The following is an 18,463-nucleotide window of genomic DNA, read 5'->3' as shown; positions in this document are numbered from 1 at the left end:
TTTTAAAAGAAATCGGAACCGTCCCGGACAGCGCCGACCTACTCGGCCGCGTCGACCGTCTCCGCCTCCGCGCCGGGGGCGTTCCGCTTCACCGACGTGACGCCCTCGACCGCGTTCGACCGGGAGGCGTACCCCTCGCCGGAGTCGGCGACGATGTTCCCGTTGCGGTGGCGGAGCCGCCAGCGCCACTCGCCGCCGGCGTCCTCGTAGATCTCGAAGGCGGCGCTGCCGACGTCCAACACGTCGGCGTCGGGGGCGTACTCCCGAACGCGACCGATCGCGTCCCGCGCGTTCGACTCGGAGGCGTACCCCTCGCCGCCGTCGGCGACGATGTTGCCGTTGCGGTGGCGGAGCCGCCAGCGGTACTCATCGGCGGCGTCCTCGTACAGCTCGAAGGTCGCGTTCCCGCTCCCCTCCTCGCTCTCCTCGCCGTCCGCTTCGAGGCCCGCGTCGGCGGCGTTCGACCGCACGCTGTCGAGCCCCTGCCGGGCCTTCGACCGCGAGGAGTACCCCTCGCCGGAGTCAGCGAGGATGTTGCCGTTCTCGTGGATGAGCCGCCAGCGCCACTCGCCGGCCGCGTCGCGGAACACCTCGAAGGCGGTCGGATCGACTCGGAGGTAGTCCGCGGCGGCGGCGTGCTCGCGGACCCGGCCGAGCGCGCGCTTCGCGTTCGACTTGGAGGCGTACCCCTCGCCGGAGTCCGAGATGACGTTCCCGTTGTCGTGGCGGAGCCGCCAGCGCCACTCGGCGCCGGCGTCCTCGAACAGCTCGAAGGTCGCCTTGCTCGCGATCTCCTCGTCGTCGCTCGGGACGGCAACGTCCGGGTCCGCGGCGTCCGCGGGCTCGGGGCCGTCGTCGTCGGCGATCGCCTCGGCCTCCGCGACCGGGGTCTCGATCCGGAGGATCCCGGCGCCGAGCGCGTTCCGCCGGACGCTGTGGAGCCCCTTCTGGGCCTTGCCGCGGCTGCTGTACCCCTGCCCGGCGGTCGCGATGACGTTGCCGTTGCGGTGGCGGAGCCGCCAGCGCGGCTTGCCGCCGGCGTCCTCGAACAGCTCGAACCGCGCCTTGCTCTCCCGCAGCGCCGCGGTCTCCGCGCGGGCCGCGTCGAGCTCCGAATCGGTGGCCGACAGCTCCTCACGGGTCGCTTTCAGGTCCTCGCGGGCCGACTCCAGCTCCGACTCCGTCGCTTCGAGCTCCGCGCTCGTCTCGTCGCGCTCGGCCGTCGCGGCGGCCGTCTCGCTCTGCATCCGCTCGTAGTCCTCGCGGACCGGGTCGGTGATGAGCGGGACGACCGTCCCCGCGAGCCCGATGAGCCCGAGTCCGAGCCCATACACGGCGATCACGGTCGGGTCGCCGGAGGCGGTGAACCAGCCGTCCGGGAAGATGTTCACGAACCAGACCACGCCGAGGACGCTGACCGCCGTCCCGAGGTAGCCGAGGTACGTCCCCGCTCGTCGGAGCGGGAAGCGTATCACCGCGCCGAGCATGACGAACGGCGGAGCCAGCGCCGCCAGCGCGTAGCCGATCCCCCGAGTCGTCGTCGCCGATTCGGTGAGGAAGAACAGGACGACCCCGGCCAGCCCGAGCAACACCCCGAACCCGAACAGCCAGAAGCCGTTCACCTCGTCGTTAGTGGTTGGGGTCCCGATGCGTTGCGCGTACAGCCCGCCGGGAGATCCCGATTGCTTGTCACTTGCCATAGGCCGGAAATCGACGGCTGACCGGTTATAAGTATGGGTGTGTGACACGAATCCCCCTGTGACGGACTACCGCGACCCGAGCGTTTACGACTCGAACACTCTCTCATGGGGACATGCACGTGATCCGAGGCGGACGAGTGGCGGACGTCGACGGGACCCGCGAGGCCGATGTCGTGATCGCGGACGGCGAGATCGTCGCGGTCGGCCCGAACGCGGTCGCCGAGATCGGCGGTGGAGAGGCGGTCGACGTCGAGACCGACGCCAGCGGCTCGGTGGTCGCGCCGGGGCTGATCGACGCGCACGTCCACGTCATGATGGATGGGCGACCCGACGTGGCCACCGCGGTCTCCGACAGCGACTACACTGCGAGCTACCGGGCGGCCGGCAACCTCCGAGCCGCCCTCGAAGCAGGGGTCACGACGGTCCGCGATCTGGGGAGCCGCGGGACGCTCGCGCTCGACGCGGGCGAGGCGGTCGCCGACGGCGAGATCGACGGTCCCCGGGTCCTCGCGTGCGGCCGCAACGTGATCATGACCGGCGGTCACGGCAACTGGTTCGGGCGCGAGGCCGACGGGCCAAGCGAGGTCCGGAAGGCGGCCCGCGAGCAGCTGAAGGCGGGCGCGGACGTGCTCAAGTGCATGGCGACCGGCGGCGTCCTCACCGAGGGCGCGGTGACCGGCGCCCCGGAGCTGACCCCGGAGGAACTCGAGGCGTTCACCGACGCCGCCGCGCCGACCGACACCCCGACCGCGGCTCACGCTCACGGCGAGCAGGGGATCAAGAACGCGGTCGAGGCCGGGATAACGAGTATCGAGCACGGCACCTTCATGGACCGCGAGGCCGCCGAGATGATGGCCGATCGGGGCACCTACTGGGTGCCGACCGCGAGCGCGCTCCGGGGAATCGTCGACCACGGCGTCGAGGCTGGGATTCCCGAGGACGCCGTCGAGAAGGCCGAGGACGCCGCCGACCGCTTCGACGACGCGTGGGACCACGCCCTCGAGGCCGACGTGTCGATCGCGATGGGCACCGACGCCGGCACCCCCTTCAACTTCTTCGCGGACATCCCGCGAGAGCTGGCGTACATGGTCGACCACGGGCTCTCGCCCGAGGGCGCGCTGGAGGCGGCCACCGTCAACGCCGCCGACCTGCTCGGGCTCGACGACGTGGGCCGGATCGAGGAGGGGTACCGCGCCGACCTCGTCGTCCTCGATGCCGACCCCACAGAGGACGTGACCGCGTGGCAGGATCCGGAGGCGGTGTTCGCCGCGGGCGAGCGGACGGAATAAGCGCTTCCGGCTCCGTCGAACCCCTCGGAAACTGGTGCAGTCCGGTCGGTGTGGCCGGTACGGGACGCGTGTCGAGCGAACGGGGACGCGTTTGATCGGACCTGTCACTCAGTTACGCAGTATTGAGGAGAAAGCCTCGCGCTTTAGCGCGGGGATGAATCCGACACTACCTCCACAGTCCACCGTTCGATGGCACGGCTGGATATTCCACGCTGCTCCAATCCAAGTCTTCAAGTAAGTTTATCTACATAGGTTACGTATGGCGAAAAAGGTCGTTACTCGCACCTACACTGCGTCCATTCGGAATCAGTCACGGGTGTCAGACGACCTTGACGCCCTCGGGTTCGCAGCCTCGAAACTCTGGAACGTCGGACGGTGGACATGCAGCCGGATCTGGGATGAAATCGATTACATTCCCAACCACAACGAACTCACCACGTACCTCAAAAATCACGAACGCTATGATGACCTCCATTCTCAGTCAAGTCAGCGAGTCCTTCAAGAACTCGCTGAGGCGTTCAACGGTTGGTACGGCAAACGACAAAACGGAGATGCGAGAGCGAACCCGCCCGGCTACCGTAAACACGGTGACGAACACCCGCGTTCGACGGTGACGTTCAAAGCCGCTGGGTTCAAGCTCGACACCCAGCACGACCGCGTCCGACTCTCGCAGGGATCGAATCTCAAAGAGTATTGGTCGGATTTCATCCTCTGCAAATTCCAAACACGGCCCGACGTTGACCTCTCTGCCGTGGAGAACGTCCAGCAAGTGCGGGCAGTTTGGACGGATGAGGAGTGGGAGCTACACTTCGTGTGCAAAGTCGAGAGCGAGGTGGCCGAATCTCCCGGTGAGAAGACTGTGGGTGTTGATCTCGGTATCAACAACTTCGCCGCGCTCGCCTACGAGGACGGCCACGCCGAGCTGTATCCTCTGAACTGTCTGAAACAGGACGACTACTACTTCAGCAAGCGGATCGCTCAGTGTGACGACTCGAACTCCGAGCAGGCCACGCGGCTGAACCAGAAGAAGTCTGCTCGCCGCACTCACTATTTCCATACGCTCTCCAAGCACATCGTTCAGCGATGTGTTGATGAGGGCGTTGGAACCATCGTGGTTGGCAACCTCTCCGGTATCCGCGAGGACGAGGAGACCGATGAGTCGAAAAACTGGGGAAAACACGGCAACCTCGACTTGCACTCGTGGGCGTTCGACCGATTCACCGAGCTGCTCGAATACAAAGCCGAGATGGAAGACATCGCAGTTGAGCAGGTGTCCGAACGCGATACGTCGAACTCGTGTTCGTGCTGTGGTCGCACGCGAAAGGCAAACCGCGTCGAACGCGGATTGTACGTGTGCGACGACTGCGGGACGGTAGCGAACGCTGATGTGAACGGTGCAGAGAACATTCGACAGAAAGTATCTCCGAGTCTCGTCACGGATAGCGGTGATAGGAGTAACGGCTGGTTGGCACAGCCATCGACGTTCCTGTTTGACAAGGAAACTGGCGCATTCGCGCCTCAAGAACGGGTCACGTCGTAAACCACAATATCCCAACCAAGCGGCACGGTGCCGTGGGAATCCTCGCGCTTCAGCGCGGGGAGGATGTCAATCAAACGTCTAGCTGGTATGAACTTGTTGGCGTGTTATCCGCGTGCAGGCCGATATTGGGGTGTGAAGACAGCTGGGCTGAGGACCTCATTTGACGCGATGATGAACTCGCTAGCCAACGTTCAACGACGGAGAATGTTGGTTGCGTTACTGGAGCACAACCCGCAGGACGACGTACTGGCCGTTCTCGTCGACTCGGAAAGCGAATCCGACGCCGTCGAACGCTTGGTGTCGATGCATCACATTCACCTGCCGAAGCTGGCCAACCACGGGTTTATCGACTGGGACAAGGACTCACACAAGGTGACGAAAGGACCGAAATTCGACGAGATCAGGCCGTTACTCGAACTGCTAGACGACCACGAAGACGAACTCTCCGCCGACTGGTTGTGAGCCGACGGCCACGTTGAAAGCGTCGCAACGCGGCTCGGAACCGAATCCGAACACGAGCCGCCCCCGAACGGTCGCTTTTAACCCGAGCCGACGCAAGGATCGGGCGATGACGAGCGCGCACTCCGGGTCGTCGCCCCGGCACGCGGACCCGGACGAGAACCCCTACGTGGAGTCGCCGCCGACCGACTTCGAGCCGGTCGCGGCGCTCTCCGCGGACGAGGCCGCCGAGCAGGCGTCGCTGCTCCGGGCGGCGGTCCGCGAGCACGACTACCGGTACTACGTCGAGGCCGACCCCCTGATCGCCGACGAGAGGTACGACCGGCTGTTCGCCCGGCTGGAGGAGCTGGAGGACGCGTTCGACCTGTCGACCGAGAACTCGCCGACCCGCCGGGTCGGCGGCACCCCCCTTGACGAACTAGAGACGATCCAGCACGTCGCGCCGATGCGCTCGATCGACAACGCGACCGAGGCCGAGGCGGTCCGCGAGTTCGACGAGCGCGTCCGGCGGGGGCTCGACGCCGAGGGGTTCGACCCGGACGCGGTCGAGTACGTCTGCGAGCCGAAGTTCGACGGGCTCTCCGTCGAGGTGGTCTACGAGGACGGCGAGTACGCCCGGGCCGCCACCCGCGGCGACGGGGTCGAGGGCGACGACGTGACCGAGCAGGTCCGGACGATCGGATCCGTCCCCGGGAAACTGCGCGGCGACCCGCCCGCCCGGCTCGCGGTCCGCGGGGAGGCGTACATGCCCCGCGACGCCTTCGAGGCGTACAACGAGGAGCTGATGGAGCGCGGCGAGGAGCCGTTCGCGAACCCCCGCAACGCCGCCGCCGGCACCCTCCGCCAACTGGACCCCTCGATCGTCGCCGAGCGCCCCCTCGAGGTCTTCTTCTTCGACGTGTTGGGGTGGGAAAACGACGGCGAGGGCTCACCTGTAGAGCGCCCCGACACCCACTGGGCGGAGTTCGACGCCTTCGACGCGTTCGGGCTCCGGCGGACCGACCGGGTCGAGCGCGTCGACGACATCGAGGGCGCGCTCGACTACCGCGACCGGCTTATGGCCGAGCGCGAGGACCTGAACTTCGCGATCGACGGGGTCGTCATCTCCGTGGACGACCGCGCGCACCGCGAGGCGCTCGGGTCGACCGCGCGGGCGCCGCGCTGGGCGTTCGCGTACAAGTTCCCGCCCCGCACCGCGACGACGACGGTGGAGGGCGTCACGGTGCAGGTGGGCCGGACGGGCCGGCTCACCCCCGTCGCCGAACTCGATCCGGTCGACGTGGGCGGCGTCACCGTCTCGCGGGCGACCCTGCACAACCCCGCCGAGATCGAGGCGCTCGGGGTGAACGTCGGCGACCGCGTGCGGGTCTACCGCGCCGGCGACGTGATTCCCTATGTCCCCGAGGTGGTCGAGAAGCGCTCCGAGGGGACCTACGCCTTCCCCGAGACCTGCCCGATCTGCGACGCGCCGGTCGAGCGCGACGGCCCGCTCGCGTTCTGTACCGGCGGGCTGGGCTGTCCGGCGCAGCTGAAACGGGCGATCGAACACTGGGCGCGCCGAGACGCGCTCGACGTCGAGGGGCTGGGTCCCGAGCGCGTCGAACAGCTCCGCGAGGCGGGCCTCGTCGAGTCGCTGCCGGACCTCTACGACCTCACGGTCGACGACCTCGCCGCGCTGGAAGGGTGGGGAGAGACGAGCGCCGCGAACCTGATCAGGGAGCTGGAGGCCACGAAGGAGCCGCCGCTCGACGACTTCCTCGCCGGGCTCGGGATCCCGGACGTAGGCGCGACGACGGCCCGGGCGCTGGCGACTCACTTCGGGGATCTCGACGCGATCCTCGGCTCCGACGAGGCGGCGCTCCGCGCCGTCGACGACGTGGGCCCCGAGGTGGCCGAATCGATCCGGACGTTCCTCGACGCCGACGAGAACCGGGCGGCGATTGAGGGGCTTCGCGAGCGCGGGGTCGATCCCGAGTCGGTCGACGTCGAGACCGGCGACGCGCTCGACGGGCTGACGTTCGTGTTCACCGGGTCGCTGTCGACGACCCGGAGCGAGGCGCAGGCGCACGTGGAGGCCCACGGCGCCGACGCCACGTCGAGCGTCTCGGGGAACACCGACTACCTCGTCGCCGGTGAGAGCCCGGGACGGTCGAAGCGCGACGACGCTGACGCGGAGGACGTGCCCGTCGTCGACGAGGAGGGATTCGCCGATCTGCTCGCCGAGCGCGGGGTCGCGTGGCCGCCCGAGGAGTAGCGAACCCACAACCCTTTATCCCGCGACGCGGCAACGAGGCGGTATGACCGCCATCGAACTGCGGGGCGTGACCAAGGAGTTCGCCGACGTCACGGCCGTTCGCGGCCTCGATCTCACCGTCGAAGAGGGAGAGGTGTACGGCTTCCTCGGCCCGAACGGCGCCGGCAAGTCGACGACCATCGACATGGTGCTCGACCTCGTCCGGCCGACCGAGGGGACGGTGCGCGTGCTCGGACAGGACGCCACGGCCGACGGCGTCGCGATCCGCCGGCGGACCGGCGTGCTCCCCGACGGGTTCGCGGTGTACGACCGGCTCTCGGGACGGAAACACGTCGAATTCGCGGTTCGATCGAAGGAGGCGGACGACGACCCCGACGCCCTCCTCGACCGCGTGGGGATCCTCGACGACGCCGACCGCAAGGCCGGCGGCTACTCGAAGGGGATGCGCCAGCGGCTCGCGCTCGCGATGGCGCTCGCGGGCGACCCCGACCTGCTCATCCTCGACGAGCCCTCCTCCGGGCTGGACCCGGCGGGGGCGAAGGAAATGCGCGAGATCGTCCGGGCCGAGGCCGACCGCGGCGCGACCGTCTTCTTCTCCTCGCACATCCTCGAACAAGTCGAGGCCGTCTGCGACCGCGTCGGCATCCTCCGCGAGGGCGAACTCGTCGCCGAGGACTCCGTCGAGGGGCTCCGCGAGGCAGTCGGCGGCGAGGAGACGCTGGAGATCGCGATCGCCGGCGGCGACGCGGACGGTGCGAGCGACGCGGCCGTCGACGCCGTCCGCGACCTTGACGGCGTGAGCCGCGTCGACCGCGACGGCGACGCCCTCGTCGTGAGCTGCGCCGACGGCGCGAAGACGCGGGTCATCGGCGCCTTGGAGGACGCCGGCGTCGCCGTCGCCGACTTCCACACCCGCGAGGCGTCGCTCGAAGACCTCTTCTTGGCGTACACCGAGGGCGACGCGCCGGGCGAAGGTGCCGGTGAAGAGCCCGAGGAGGTGAGCCGATGACCCTCGCCGCGATCGCGGAGAAGGACTTTCAGGACGCGGTGCGCTCCCGCGGGATGTTGGCGCTCGTGGCGCTGTTCTCGCTGCTCGTCGCGGTCTTCGCGTACGTCGTCAGGCCGACCGGCCAGGGCGAGCAGTTCGCGACCGAGGCCCTCTTGAGCTTCGCCGTCGGTCCCTTCCTCGTGACGACGCTCGTCCCGCTGGTCGGCGTCGTCGTCGGGTACAACGCCGTCAGCGGCGAGCGCGAGTCGGGCTCGCTGAAGCTGCTCCTGTCGCTGCCGCACTCCCGGGCCGACGTGGTCTTCGGAAAGGTGATCGGGCGAGGCGCCGCGCTCGCGCTCGCGGTCCTCACCGGCTTCCTGCTGCCGGCGCTCGTGCTGTTCGGGCTCGCACAGACCGGGGCGCTCGCGACGTTCAACGTCGGCGCGTTCCTCGGGTACACCGTTTTCGCGGCGGTGCTCGGGGTCGTCTTCGTCGCCATCGCGGTCGGCTGTTCGGCGGCCGCGGAGACGCAGCGCCGCGCGCTTATCGGCGGGGTCGCGATCTTCGTCTTGTTCGTGGTGCTATGGGGCTTCGTCACCGGGCAACTTCTCGACGCCGCGAGCGGGCTGATCGACCCGCTTCCGGTCTCCCAACAGCAGGTCCGCGTGTTCCTGCGGGTCTCGAACCCGATATCTGGTGTCGAACTGTTGTCCAGCGCGTTCCTCGGCGAACAGCTGTTCACGGGCGAGAGCGTCAACCGGCAGATCTCGGCGGTGTCAATGCTCGTGTTCTGGACGATCGCGCCGCCGCTGGTCGGGCTCTGGAAGTTCGACAGCGACGACCTGTAGGGCCGTTTCTGAGCGGAACGACGCGCGTGGGCACCGGACGCGCCCACGGCTCCGAGCCCGCGCGACCGCATCTTTATCACTGATGCATACGTATTTGCATACATAATGGGAGACACCTCCATCCGTGTCTCTCGGGACGCGAAAGAGCGGCTCGACCTCCACAAGCGAGACGACGAAAGCTACGACGACGTCATCCTACGACTCGCTTCGACGGATAAGTGGGAGGGGTTCGGCGTCGCCAGCGGCGATCCCGAGGCGAGCCGCGAGGGCATGGCCGACCTGCGGGACTCGATGCGCGAGTCGATGGACCGGGCCGTCGAACAGACGGGTGATCAATCGCACGACGGGCGGGACGCGTGAGCGTGCTGGTCCTCGACAACAACGTTCTCAGCGATTACCTAAACGGGACGGACGCGGCGAGGGAGTTTCTCACGGTACACGAAAGCGATCCGTGGGCCGTCTCGTCGATCGTGTTGTACGAGGCGTTGATGGGAGCGACCTACGGCTACATTGACGTCGAGCCCGCAACAATGCGGCAGGCAGTGACCGGGTCGATGCGAGTGCTCGATGTCACGGAGCGGACCGCAACCGAAGCGCGACGGCTCCAAGACGACCTCCTTGAAGAGGGCTCCCCTGTCGATCAGCTCGACGCGCTCATCGCGGCCTCAGCGGTCGAACACGGCGGGACGTTTGCGACCGCCGAGAAGACGTTCGACAGCGATACGGTGCGGTCGGTCCTCGATGTCGCCGTGTACGAACCGGAGTGACGTTCCCCGACTGATCTCCCTGCCGGCCTACGCCGACGCGCGCTCGATCGCCGCTTCGAGGTCGGCGACGATGTCGGCCGGGTCCTCGATGCCGACGGAGAGCCGCACCATATCGCCGGTGACGCCCGCAGCCTCCTGTTCCTCCTCGGTGAGCTGTTGGTGGGTCGTCGACGCCGGGTGGATGACGAGCGTCTTCGCGTCGCCGACGTTCGCGAGCAGGGAGGCGAGGTCCGCGTTCTCGACCGTTCCCTTCGCAGCCTCGTAGCCGCCCTCGAGCCCGAAGGTGATCATGCCGCCGTAGCCGCCCTCGAGGTACTCGCTGGCCTCCTCGTGGGTCTCGTGGCTCTCCAAGCCGGGGTAGTTCACCCACGCCACGTCGTCGTGCTCGTCGAGGTACTCGGCGACGATCCCGGCGTTCTCGCAGTGGCGCTCCATCCGCAGCGGGAGCGACTCGGTCTGCTGGAGGGTGTTCCACGCGTCGAACGGCGACTGCTGATCGCCCAGATCGCGCAGGCCGCGGGTGACCGCGGCGAAGGTGAACGCCGCGTCGCCGAACGCCTCGACGTAGTTGATCCCGTGGTACGCGGGGTTGTCCTGTGCGATTTCGGGATACTTCTCGGCGTACTCGCTCCACGGGAACGAGCCGCCGTCGACCAAGATCCCGCCGACGGTGGTCCCGTTGCCCGTGAGCCACTTCGTCGTCGACTCCCAGACGAGGTCCGCGCCGTGGTCGAGCGGGCGGCAGAGGTAGGGGGTCGCGAACGTGTTGTCGACGAACAGGGGAACGCCGTGCTCGTGGGCGATGTCGGCGATCCGCTCGATGTCGGGCGTGACGAGGGCGGGATTGCCGATGGTCTCGAGGTGGACGTAGGCGGTGTCCTCGTCGATGGCGTCGGCGTACCCCTCGTAGTCGAGCGGGTCGACGAACCGCGTCGAGATCCCCCGGCGCTCGACCGAGTGCGTGAGATAGGTGTAGGTCCCACCGTACAGCGCGGACGACGACACAATGTTGTCGCCCGCGGACGCGAGCATGAACGTCGCGAGATCGAGCGCCGCCATCCCGGAAGAGGTGGCGACCGCGCCCACCCCGTTTTCGAGCGAGGCGATCCGCTCTTCGAGGGCGGCGTTCGTCGGGTTCATGATCCGCGAGTAGACGTTGCCGGCCTCCTCCAGCGCGAACAGCCGAGCGGCGTGGTCGGCGTCCTCGAACTCGTAGGAGGTCGTCTGGTAGATCGGCGTCGCGCGGGCCCCGGTCGCGGGGTCCGGGTCCGACCCGGCGTGAACGCTTCGCGTGCTGAACTCGCGGTCGACGTCGTCCTCGTCGGTTGGCATATCCCTGCGTCCGCGCGCCGAGCGCTTAAAGCCGCCCGGACCTTGCGGGCGTTTCCGGTACCTCGGAGAGGATCTCGGAGTCGGACATCCGCGAACCCCGGCAATTTCGAGCCGAACGACCCTTCTCGTGCCAACCGTTAACAGCGTCGGCCCGTAATATCGGCTATGGGAACTCAAGGTCCGCGCGACGACGCCCTCGAAATCGGGGAGGCGACGGGGTCGATCCCGGACGCTGTCTGGCGGTACGTCGCCCTCGCGGGCGCGCTCCTCGTCGGCTTCGCCCTCCTCAGCCAGAGCCTCGTCTTCGGGGTCGGCGCGCTCGCGGTGTTGGTGGCGGCGGTCACGGTCGTCAGCGCCGTCGAGATCGTCGACGCCTACGACAAGGAGGCGCTCACCGTGTTCGGCGAATTTCGCAAACTGCTCGAACCGGGCGTTCACCTCATCCCGCCGTTCGTCTCCCGCACGTACGCGTTCGACATGCGGACCCAGACGATCGACGTGCCGAGCCAGTCGGCGATCACGCGGGACAACTCGCCGGTGACCGCGGACGCGGTCGTCTACATCAAGGTGATGGACGCGAAAAAGGCCTTTTTAGAGGTCGACGACTACAAAAACGCCGTCTCGAACCTCGCACAGACCACCCTCCGCGCCGTCCTCGGCGACATGGAACTCGACGACACGCTCTCCCGGCGCGACCAGATCAACGACCGCATCAACGAGGAGTTGGACGAGCCGACCGACGAGTGGGGGATCCGCGTCGAGGCGGTCGAGGTCCGCGAGGTGAGCCCCTCACAGGAGGTCCAGCGCGCGATGGAACAACAGACCGGCGCCGAGCGCCGCCGGCGCGCGATGATCCTCGAAGCGCAGGGGGAACGCCGCTCCGCGGTCGAGCAGGCCGAGGGTGACAAGCAGTCGAACATCATCCGCGCGCAGGGGGAAAAGCAGTCGCAGATCCTCGAAGCGCAGGGGGACGCGATTTCGACCGTCCTCCGTGCCCGCTCCGCCGAGTCGATGGGCGAACGCGCCATCATCGAGCGCGGCATGGAGACCTTAGAAGAGATCGGCAAGGGCGAGTCTACCACCTTCGTCCTCCCGCAGGAGCTCACCAGCCTCGTCGGTCGCTACGGCAAGGCGCTCTCCGGCTCCGACGTGCAGGAGATGGAGGGGTTAGAGAGCAAGGAGTTCGACGAGGAGACGGAGAAGATGCTCGGCTTGGAAGACATCGAGAGCGCGCTCGAACAGCTCGACACGGTGGCCGACAGCGATCTCCGAACCGACGAGACGCGCGACGCAGACACGGCCCGCGACGTCGACCTCGCCCGCCAGGAGGAGGAAACCCGCGAGGCCGACCGCGACATCGAACTGGAGACCGAAAGCGAGCGCCCGAGCGACTGATCGAAGCGGTTGCGCCGCTTTCGATCGACGAGAGACGCCAGAACGGAGCCGAGTCAGGGCCGCCAGCGATCGGGGTCGACCGTCCAGAGGAGGCCGACGGCGACCGCGCCGCCGACTCCGCCGGTGATCAGCGAAACCGGGTCGGACGCCCCCGCTGCGAGCGCCGCGAGTAGCAGAGTCGATCCCGCAAGCAGGGCGGGGGTGTCCTCCGCGACCGTCGCCTGAACCACCGGCGCCACGGCGCCGCCGACGACGGCGCCGGCGGCGATCCCGCTGCCCGAGCCGATGAGGGCCGCGTGCGCCGCCGGATTCGTTGCCGTCTCGGGGACCGATGCGGGCGCCAGGGCGAGACCGACGCCGAACGCGACCGCGGCGGCCGCGCCGAGCGCAGGCGCGACCAGCGCGGCGCGCGCGGAGCGGTCGGTGCCGCCCGCGGCGGCCGCGCCGCCGACGAGCAGGACCGAGCCGGCCGCGAGGAGCGCGGGAGCGGCGAGGAGAGAGACGGGGGAAGGGGTGACGAACGCGATTCCGTCGGGCGACGACGGCGAGGGGACGAAGCCGGGTGCGACCGTTCCGGCTAGCCCGATCGCGGCGACGCCGACCACGAGGAGGGCCGACCCGAGGAGTCGACTGCGGAGTGACATGGTCGATCGGATGCAGCCCGAGCACAAAACGATCGCGGGACCGGGCCGGGGTAGCGGGGATCGAACCTCGGCCGCGCTCACACCGTGATGCCGGCGCGCTCGCCGCCGATGGAGACGATCACGCGCTCCGGCGGCCCGCGCTCGTCGGTGAGCCGCATCAGGAGCGTCTTGACGACCGGCTCGTCGGCCTCGACCTCGCCGCGGACGCCGCTCTGGTCGACCGCGATCCGGAGCGAGTGGTCGCCCGTGCGGCTGATCCCGCCGAGCCGGAGGCGAACCTCGGGCACGGTGAGCCGCTGTGCGATCACGAGGATCGCGTCGCCGCCGTCGTCGACGAAGTCGGTGCGCTCGACGAACGCTCGCGATTCGGTCGCGTCGGGCTTGAGCGCGCCGCGGGCCGCGGCGGCGGATCGGAAGGAGGCCGCGTGCGTCAGCAGTTCCTCGGGGCGCGCGAGGACGCTGCGGCTGTCGACCATCGGGTTGCCGTCGACGTACCGGCTCCGCACGCCGAGGTCGCGGGGGGTCGAGGCGGCGACGTCGTGGAGGCGGTCGACGCACCCGGCGGTGGCGACGGCAAGCGCGCCGGCGACGGCCGCGCGACGGTACATGTGCCCGACTGCGACCCAGCGAGGTAAAAACCCCGTCGCCACGGTGACGCGGCTGAGAATCGGAGCGGCGGCGCGAACGACGGCGCCGGGAGGCGACGCGCGCCGACCGCGACCGCTACTCGTCTATCGCCGGCGCCGGCACGCCGTCGTCGCCGCCGTTGAGGTCGAACGCGCGCCGCAGCTCCGCGATCCGGTCGCGGATGTCGGCCGCCAGTTCGAACTCCAGGTTGCTCGCGGCCTCGTCCATCCGGTCTTCGAGCGCCTCGATCTGCGCTTTCGCCTCGTCTTCGCTCTCGACGTCACCCACGCTCACGCTCGAGGTGTCCGTCTTCGACCCCGGGAGGTTCGTCTCGCTGACCGGCTTGTCGATGGTGGTCGCCTCGTAGCCGTGTTCGGTGTTGTACTCCAGTTGGATCTCGCGGCGGCGCTGGGTCTCTTCGATGGCTTCCTCCATCGAGTCGGTGGTTCGGTCGGCGTAGAGAACGACCTCGCCGTTGACGTTGCGGGCGGCGCGCCCCATCGTCTGGACGAGTGTCGTCGTGGAGCGGAGGAACCCTTCTTGGTCGGCGTCGAGGATGGCGACGAGGCTCACCTCCGGGATGTCGAGCCCCTCGCGGAGCAGGTTGATCCCGACGAGCACGTCGATGTTGCCCAAGCGGAGGTCGCGGATAATCTCGTGGCGCTCCAAGGTGTCCGTCTCGTCGTGCATGTACGCGACGTCGATCCCGGCCTCCTCGAAGTACTCCGTGAGGTCCTCGGCCATCCGCTTGGTGAGCGTGGTGACGAGGACGCGCTCGTCGCGCTCGATCCGGTCGTCGACCCGCTCTAAGAGGTCCTCGACCTGCCCCGTCGCCTCCGCGATTTCCACCTTCGGGTCGACGAGGTGGGTCGGGCGAACGATCTGCTCGACGATCCGGTCGGAGGTCTCGCGCTCGTAGTCTCCGGGGGTCGCCGAGACGTAGAGGGTGCGGTCCGTCTTCTCCTCGAATTCCTCGAAGGTGAGCGGGCGGTTGTCGTACGCCGTGGGGAGCCGGAACCCGTTCTCGACCAGCGAGTCCTTCCGCGACTTGTCGCCCTCGTACTGGCCCTTTATCTGGGGGATCGTCTGGTGGGACTCGTCGATCACGGTGAGGAAGTCGTCGGGGAAGTAGTCGATGAGGGTGTACGGGGCGTCGCCCGACTCGCGGTCGTCCATGTGGACCGAGTAGTTCTCGATCCCCGAGCAGTAGCCCGCCTCCCGGAGCATCTCCAGGTCGAAGGTGGTGCGCTCCTCGATGCGCTGGGCCGCCACCAGATCGCCCTGCCGCTCGAAGTAGCTGACGCGTTTCTCCATCAGATCCTCGATCTCCGCGGTCGCCTGCTCCAGCTGGTCGTCCGGGATCGAGTAGTGCTCGGCGGGGTGGAGCATCACGGCCGGCTCCTCCGAGACGACCTCGCCGTGCATCGGGTCCACCTTGATCATCCGGTCGATCTCCTTGCCCCACAGCTCCACCCGGACCGCGTACCGCCCGTACATCGGGTAGATCTCGACGGTGTCGCCCCGGACGCGGAAGGTGCCCTGCGTGAAGTCCACGTCGTTGCGCTCGTAGTTCAGGTCGACGAGCCGGGCGAGTAGCTCCTCGCGGCCCACCTCCTCGCCGACCTCCAAGCGGAGCGCCATGTCGCGGTAGTTCTGCGGGTCGCCGAGCCCGTAGATGGCGGAGACGCTCGCGACCACGATCACGTCGTCGCGGGTGAGGAGGGAACGCGTCGCGGAGTGGCGCAGGCGGTCGATCTCCTCGTTGATCGACATCTCCTTGTCGATGAACGTGTCCGTCTGCTCGACGTACGCCTCCGGCTGGTAGTAGTCGTAGTAGGAGACGAAGTACTCGACGGCGTTGTCCGGGAACAGCTCGCGGAACTCCTCGTAGAGCTGGGCCGCGAGCGTCTTGTTGTGGGCTAACACGAGCGTCGGCTGGTCGAGCTCCTCGGCGACCCACGAGACGGTGTTGGTCTTCCCGGATCCCGTCACGCCGAGGAGGGTCTGTTTGTCGGCGCCCGACTCGAACCCCTCGACGAGCCCCTCGATCGCCTCCGGCTGGTCGCCCGCGGGCTCGAACGGGGCGTCGACGCGGAGGGGGCGGTCGACGGTCGGGCGGTCCTCGGAGAGGGGGGAGTCGGCGTCGCTCACGATACGCGTGGTTGGGCGGCGAGACACTTGAGCGGCGCGGCTACGGGGGTCGGCGTCGGAGTTCCCACGCAGAGCGGTCCATCGAGGGGAAGACCGATTAGCGATCGGACGGAACTGCAATCGTGTCCCTCCAGCTCACACCCCTCGCCGCGTTCGGCGCGGCCCTCGTGCTGTTCGTCTGGCTCGCGACCGGCATCTGGGTCAACTTCGACGCGCGCGCTCGTGGGAGCGACTATCCGGCTTTTTGGGGCGTTCTCGCGCCACTTTCGGGTATTGTACTCTTCTATTACCTCCTCTGGTGGTGTCGCGGACGCCCTCGCGAGTATCCGCCGTCCCGGTGGGAGCGAGCCACCGCCACCGTCGTCGCCGCCGGCCTCGGCGGACTGGTCGCCGGGAACCTCGTCTCGCCGCCCGATCCGATCTCACAGCTGACCGTCTGGCCGATCGCGTTCGCCTGCTGTCTCCCCGTCGCGTACTGGGTGGTGAGAAGGCGGTTTGACGCGGTTGCGGGTACGTCTGTCGGTCGTTAGGAAAAGGCGGGTCCTGCAAAAACCTGGTCGCTCGGTGACACGTGACCGATGACTCTGCGGTGAACGCCTACAAAGCCCCAGCCGCGAGGCAGGCACACGCTTGTTGCGCTCCTCAGTCGCTCGTTTCACTCGCTCCTTGCGGTGCTTCCGTCGCCTGTGCCTGCCTCGCGGCTGCCCCTTTGAGTCCCACCCGACTACGACCGCACCGCAGCCTCACGCCTCCCCAGCCTCGCGGCTCGCTCGGGGCCCCCTTCGGTCGCCAACCTCGCTCGCCGCGTCCCTCGCGCGTGCACCTCGCGCCCTGCGGGCGCTCGGCGGCGCGCGCCACCGCACGACCGTTTCTCACCTATCTCACGTCGCCGCTCGCCACCGCTCCCCGGACGAAAACGTTTCCCCGCCTCCCCGCGACGCTCTCCGTATGCGCATCGCCGTCCCCAACAAGGGCCGCCTACACGATCCGACGCTCTCGCTTCTGGAGCGCGCGGGGCTCCACGTCGAGGAGACCGCCGACCGCCAGCTGTACGCCGACACCGTCGACCCCGACGTGTCGATCCTCTTCGCCCGGGCGGCCGACATCCCCGAGTACGTCCGCGACGGCGCGGCGGACGTGGGGATCACGGGCCTCGATCAGGCCGCGGAGTCCGGCGGCGTCGCCGACTCCGCGAGCGAGGCGGTCGACGACGACCTCGTCGACCTGCTCGATCTGGGGTACGGCTCCTGCAAGCTCGTCCTCGCGGCGCCGGAAGACGGCGACATCTCGGTCGTCGCGGACCTCGACGGCGGCACGGTCGCCACCGAGTTCCCGGCGATCACCCGCGACTACCTCGATCGCGTCGGCGTCGACGCCGACGTGGTCACCGTGACGGGCGCGACGGAGCTGACCCCCCACGTCGACATGGCCGACGCCATCGTCGACATCACCTCCACGGGGACGACGCTGAAGGTGAACCGCCTCGCCGTGATCGACGACGTGCTCGACTCCTCGGTGCGGCTGTTCGCTCGCCCGGATGTCGTCGACAACCCGAAGGTCAAACAGGTGCTGACCGCCTTCGAGTCCGTGCTCGCAGCCGACGGGCGCCGGTACCTGATGATGAACGCCCCGGAAGAGCGGCTCGACGAGGTAAAAGACGTGATCCCCGGACTCGGCGGGCCGACCGTCATGAACGTCGAGGCCGACGAGAACGGGAACGGGATGGTCGCGGTCCATGCCGTCGTCGACGAGCGAGACGTGTTCGCGACGATCTCGGAGCTGAAGTCGGTCGGCGCGACCGGTATCCTCGTTACGGAGATCGAGCGGCTGGTCGAGTAACCCCGGGAGAAAGCGAGAGAGCGCTACGCGTCGCCGATAAGCTCCTCTTTCTCGGCCCGCGTGAGCGACTTGATCGCGTGCTCTCTGGACATCGCCGCCGACTTCGAGTCGAACGACTCGACGTGGCGCAGGGTCACGGGGGTCCGCCCGCGGGTGTACTTGGCGCCCTCGCCGGCGTCGTGCTCGGCGACGCGCCGCTCGACGTCGGTGGTGTACCCGGTATAAAACGTCCCGTCCGCGCATTCGATGACGTAGACGTGGTGAGGCGAGTTCTGGTTCGGCGTCGGCACGCCACCGGATCGGCGCGACCGGAACGAATAGCTGCCGGTCTTCGCGCGATATTACGGTGGGATCGACGAGTCAGTCTCCGGTGCCGGCGCGTTCCCGGGAGACTTCGGCGATCCCGGCGTTCGCGGAACAGTCCGGACAGGCGTTCAGGTCGCCGTGCTCGTCCGCGAAGACGCGTGCAAAGCGGTCCGAGACGTGCGACCCGCAGTGGTCACAGCGTGGCATTTGGTACCGGTCTTCACCGGCGATCGATTGTAGGGTTTCGACGAACAAATACCCTTTCTCACCCCCGTCAGCTTCCGGAAAATCACTTATAAACGGCCGCCGCAAGCCGACGATCCG

18 protein-coding genes are annotated in these 18,463 nt (G+C 68.2%); 11 read left to right on the top strand and 7 right to left on the bottom strand.

Annotated elements, in window-relative coordinates; genetic code table 11:
* Positions 1-38: 38 nt before the first annotated feature.
* Positions 39-1,700, bottom strand: a complete 1,662-nt coding sequence (locus tag ACP96_RS10710) for an HVO_2922 family protein (protein ID WP_050033302.1) — start codon at positions 1,698-1,700, stop codon at positions 39-41.
* Between the two features lie 113 nt (positions 1,701-1,813).
* Between ACP96_RS10710 and ACP96_RS10705 the strand changes: the two genes are divergently transcribed.
* The 8 genes from ACP96_RS10705 (at position 1,814) to ACP96_RS10670 (ending at position 9,845) form a co-directional block, all read left to right on the top strand.
* Positions 1,814-2,989 (top strand): metal-dependent hydrolase family protein, encoded by a 1,176-nt coding sequence (locus tag ACP96_RS10705; protein ID WP_202593940.1) that lies wholly within the window; start codon positions 1,814-1,816, stop codon positions 2,987-2,989.
* Between the two features lie 259 nt (positions 2,990-3,248).
* Positions 3,249-4,529: an RNA-guided endonuclease InsQ/TnpB family protein gene (locus ACP96_RS10700; RefSeq protein WP_050024417.1), complete on the top strand. Its 1,281-nt coding sequence runs from the start codon at positions 3,249-3,251 to the stop codon at positions 4,527-4,529.
* A 132-nt stretch (positions 4,530-4,661) separates the two neighbouring features.
* The gene (locus ACP96_RS10695) at positions 4,662-4,991 is read left to right on the top strand and encodes a DUF7344 domain-containing protein (protein ID WP_202593939.1); all 330 of its coding nucleotides are present in this window, start codon (positions 4,662-4,664) and stop codon (positions 4,989-4,991) included.
* A 106-nt stretch (positions 4,992-5,097) separates the two neighbouring features.
* Complete coding sequence (gene ligA / locus ACP96_RS10690; RefSeq protein ID WP_050033301.1) at positions 5,098-7,242, top strand: NAD-dependent DNA ligase LigA; 2,145 nt, start codon at positions 5,098-5,100, stop codon at positions 7,240-7,242.
* A 43-nt stretch (positions 7,243-7,285) separates the two neighbouring features.
* On the top strand, positions 7,286-8,251 hold the full coding sequence (locus ACP96_RS10685) for an ABC transporter ATP-binding protein (RefSeq protein ID WP_050033300.1): 966 nt from the start codon (positions 7,286-7,288) through the stop codon (positions 8,249-8,251).
* Entirely contained in the window at positions 8,248-9,078 is an 831-nt protein-coding gene (locus tag ACP96_RS10680; RefSeq protein ID WP_050024416.1) for an ABC transporter permease, read from the top strand. Before ACP96_RS10685 ends, ACP96_RS10680 begins: the two co-directional genes overlap by 4 nt.
* A 105-nt stretch (positions 9,079-9,183) precedes the next feature.
* Positions 9,184-9,438 carry a DUF7557 family protein gene (locus ACP96_RS10675; RefSeq protein WP_050024415.1) on the top strand — a complete coding sequence of 85 codons (255 nt, stop codon included), beginning with the start codon at positions 9,184-9,186 and terminating at the stop codon, positions 9,436-9,438.
* The gene (locus tag ACP96_RS10670; RefSeq protein ID WP_200895673.1) at positions 9,435-9,845 is read left to right on the top strand and encodes a PIN domain-containing protein; all 411 of its coding nucleotides are present in this window, start codon (positions 9,435-9,437) and stop codon (positions 9,843-9,845) included. The genes ACP96_RS10675 and ACP96_RS10670 overlap by 4 nt, the downstream gene beginning before the upstream one ends.
* A 27-nt stretch (positions 9,846-9,872) precedes the next feature.
* Here ACP96_RS10670 and ACP96_RS10665 read toward each other — a convergent pair whose 3' ends face one another.
* Complete coding sequence (locus tag ACP96_RS10665) at positions 9,873-11,177, bottom strand: O-acetylhomoserine aminocarboxypropyltransferase/cysteine synthase family protein (protein ID WP_050033299.1); 1,305 nt, start codon at positions 11,175-11,177, stop codon at positions 9,873-9,875.
* Between the two features lie 165 nt (positions 11,178-11,342).
* On the opposite strand from ACP96_RS10665, the gene ACP96_RS10660 reads away from it, so the two are divergent.
* Entirely contained in the window at positions 11,343-12,572 is a 1,230-nt protein-coding gene (locus ACP96_RS10660; RefSeq protein ID WP_050033298.1) for an SPFH domain-containing protein, read from the top strand.
* Positions 12,573-12,625: 53 nt separating this feature from the next.
* Here the strand turns inward: ACP96_RS10660 and ACP96_RS10655 are convergent, their stop codons facing one another.
* From ACP96_RS10655 to uvrB, 3 genes are all read right to left on the bottom strand, one after another.
* On the bottom strand, positions 12,626-13,216 hold the full coding sequence (locus tag ACP96_RS10655) for a hypothetical protein (RefSeq protein WP_050033297.1): 591 nt from the start codon (positions 13,214-13,216) through the stop codon (positions 12,626-12,628).
* Between the two features lie 77 nt (positions 13,217-13,293).
* A complete protein-coding gene (locus tag ACP96_RS10650) occupies positions 13,294-13,824 on the bottom strand; it encodes a hypothetical protein (RefSeq protein WP_050033296.1) in 531 nt (176 codons plus the stop codon).
* Positions 13,825-13,939: 115 nt separating this feature from the next.
* Entirely contained in the window at positions 13,940-15,994 is a 2,055-nt protein-coding gene (uvrB, locus tag ACP96_RS10645; RefSeq protein WP_050033295.1) for an excinuclease ABC subunit UvrB, read from the bottom strand.
* Between the two features lie 122 nt (positions 15,995-16,116).
* Here uvrB and ACP96_RS10640 point away from each other — a divergent pair, with 122 nt between their 5' ends.
* Both ACP96_RS10640 and hisG read left to right on the top strand, forming a co-directional pair.
* Positions 16,117-16,524, top strand: a complete 408-nt coding sequence (locus tag ACP96_RS10640) for a hypothetical protein (protein WP_050033294.1) — start codon at positions 16,117-16,119, stop codon at positions 16,522-16,524.
* 418 nt (positions 16,525-16,942) lie between these two features.
* Entirely contained in the window at positions 16,943-17,833 is an 891-nt protein-coding gene (gene hisG, locus ACP96_RS10635) for an ATP phosphoribosyltransferase (protein WP_050033293.1), read from the top strand.
* Positions 17,834-17,856: 23 nt separating this feature from the next.
* Here hisG and ACP96_RS10630 read toward each other — a convergent pair whose 3' ends face one another.
* Positions 17,857-18,123 (bottom strand): GIY-YIG nuclease family protein, encoded by a 267-nt coding sequence (locus tag ACP96_RS10630; RefSeq protein WP_050025952.1) that lies wholly within the window; start codon positions 18,121-18,123, stop codon positions 17,857-17,859.
* A 70-nt stretch (positions 18,124-18,193) separates the two neighbouring features.
* Positions 18,194-18,346 (bottom strand): DUF7563 family protein, encoded by a 153-nt coding sequence (locus ACP96_RS19220; RefSeq protein WP_198951533.1) that lies wholly within the window; start codon positions 18,344-18,346, stop codon positions 18,194-18,196.
* Positions 18,347-18,463 lie beyond the last annotated feature (117 nt).

This window comes from Halorubrum halophilum, assembly GCF_000739595.1.
Lineage (GTDB): Archaea > Halobacteriota > Halobacteria > Halobacteriales > Haloferacaceae > Halorubrum > Halorubrum halophilum.
The sequence above is the reverse complement of the archived record's forward strand: the minus strand, read 5'-3'. Positions and strand labels throughout refer to the sequence as shown.

What these genes read in the sequence shown, in the direction of transcription:
- ACP96_RS10685 (WP_050033300.1), top strand. Translation starts at nt 7,286, where the DNA reads ATGACCGCCATCGAACTGCGGGGCGTGACCAAGGAGTTCGCCGACGTC.
- ACP96_RS10710 (WP_050033302.1), bottom strand. Translation starts at nt 1,700, where the DNA reads ATGGCAAGTGACAAGCAATCGGGATCTCCCGGCGGGCTGTACGCGCAA.
- ACP96_RS10705 (WP_202593940.1), top strand. Translation starts at nt 1,814, where the DNA reads ATGCACGTGATCCGAGGCGGACGAGTGGCGGACGTCGACGGGACCCGC.
- ligA (WP_050033301.1), top strand. Translation starts at nt 5,098, where the DNA reads ATGACGAGCGCGCACTCCGGGTCGTCGCCCCGGCACGCGGACCCGGAC.
- ACP96_RS10650 (WP_050033296.1), bottom strand. Translation starts at nt 13,824, where the DNA reads ATGTACCGTCGCGCGGCCGTCGCCGGCGCGCTTGCCGTCGCCACCGCC.
- ACP96_RS19220 (WP_198951533.1), bottom strand. Translation starts at nt 18,346, where the DNA reads ATGCCACGCTGTGACCACTGCGGGTCGCACGTCTCGGACCGCTTTGCA.
- ACP96_RS10655 (WP_050033297.1), bottom strand. Translation starts at nt 13,216, where the DNA reads ATGTCACTCCGCAGTCGACTCCTCGGGTCGGCCCTCCTCGTGGTCGGC.
- ACP96_RS10680 (WP_050024416.1), top strand. Translation starts at nt 8,248, where the DNA reads ATGACCCTCGCCGCGATCGCGGAGAAGGACTTTCAGGACGCGGTGCGC.
- hisG (WP_050033293.1), top strand. Translation starts at nt 16,943, where the DNA reads ATGCGCATCGCCGTCCCCAACAAGGGCCGCCTACACGATCCGACGCTC.
- ACP96_RS10700 (WP_050024417.1), top strand. Translation starts at nt 3,249, where the DNA reads ATGGCGAAAAAGGTCGTTACTCGCACCTACACTGCGTCCATTCGGAAT.
- ACP96_RS10675 (WP_050024415.1), top strand. Translation starts at nt 9,184, where the DNA reads ATGGGAGACACCTCCATCCGTGTCTCTCGGGACGCGAAAGAGCGGCTC.
- ACP96_RS10665 (WP_050033299.1), bottom strand. Translation starts at nt 11,177, where the DNA reads ATGCCAACCGACGAGGACGACGTCGACCGCGAGTTCAGCACGCGAAGC.
- ACP96_RS10660 (WP_050033298.1), top strand. Translation starts at nt 11,343, where the DNA reads ATGGGAACTCAAGGTCCGCGCGACGACGCCCTCGAAATCGGGGAGGCG.